The sequence below is a fragment of the Helicobacter sp. MIT 14-3879 genome (assembly GCF_003364125.1).
The window spans coordinates 1-1,405 of the sequence record NZ_NXLP01000149.1 but is presented as its reverse complement, the minus strand read 5'-3'; the positions used below and the strand labels follow the sequence as shown (position 1 = coordinate 1,405).

The window sequence follows — 1,405 nt, the reverse complement described above, 5'->3', positions numbered from 1 at the left end:
GTTACCCAAAGAGGTCTTAAAGATTCTTTGGAAAAGTTAAGTTCAGGTTTGAGAATCAACAAAGCAGCAGATGATGCTTCAGGTATGATTATTGCAGACAGCTTAAGAAGTCAAGCAAGTGCATTAGGTCAGGCTATTAGCAACACTAATGATGCTATGGGGATTATCCAAATTGCTGATAAAGCAATGGATGAACAACTTAAAATTCTTGATACGGTAAAAGTTAAAGCTACTCAAGCAGCTCAAGATGGGCAAACCACAGAATCAAGAAGAGCTATTCAGTCAGACATCATCAGACTTATTCAGGGTCTTGATATGATTGGGAATACTACTTCTTTCAATGGGCAAAAATTGCTCTCTGGTTCTTTTACCAACAAAGAATTTCAAGTGGGTGCTTTCTCTAATGAATCTATTAAGGCTTCAATTGGTGCGACAACAAGTGATAAAATCGGACAAGTTAGAATCCAAACAGGTGCTGTGATTACCGCATCAAATACTGTTGGCATTACTTTCAAAAATGTTGATGGTGTTAATGATGTTAAACTTCAATCTGTTAAGATTTCCACAAGTGTAGGGACAGGAATTGGCGTTTTAGCTGAAGTTATCAACAAAAATTCAGACAAAACGGGTATCCGAGCGGTAGCCAATGTTATCTCTACTTCTGATGAAGTTATTAAATCTGGTTCAATGTCAGATGTTGTTATTAATGGACTCACTTTAGGTGATATTAATGACATCAAAGCTGGAGATTCAGATGGTCGTCTAGTGCAGGCTTTCAATGCGGTTACTAATCTAACAGGTGTTGAAGCTTATACTGATGAGAGAGGTCGTTTAATGCTTAGAAGCACAGATGGTAGAGGCATTAAAGTGAGCACAGCGAAAACTAAGCCGGGTCAAAATGGCAAAACTCCGCCAACAGCAGTTTCATCAATGAATGGCGGACAAAAGCTACATGGCAAAGGCTCTGAAAACTATGGACGACTTTCACTTACTAGACTGGATTCACGCGACATTATTGTTGTGTCTGCGGCTAATGCAAAAAGTGAATATAAAGCACTAGGATTTGATCCACAAAGAGTTGCAAAAACTGTTGTGAATCTGAGAGATACAATGGGCGAGTTTAACAAAGATGTTAAATCAGCTGCGGGCGCAAACTATAATGCTGTTGTTGCAAGTGGCGGTGCAAATCTTGGTGCTGGTGTTACGACTTTACGCGGTGCTATGGTGGTCATGGATATTGCTGAATCTGCTACAAAGATTCTTGATAGAATTCGAGCGGATTTAGGTTCTGTTCAAGGACAAATGATTTCAACTGTGAATAACATTTCTGTAACACAAGTCAATGTTAAAGCAGCTGAATCTCAAATCAGAGAAGTAGATTTTGCACAAGAATCTGCAAACTTTA

At 38.9% G+C, this 1,405-nt stretch carries 1 protein-coding gene; it reads left to right on the top strand.

Annotated features, from left to right (window positions below; translation table 11 throughout):
- A partial coding sequence (locus CQA44_RS12045) for a flagellin A (RefSeq protein ID WP_115547426.1) occupies positions 1 to 1,405 on the top strand: 1,405 nt, incomplete at both ends.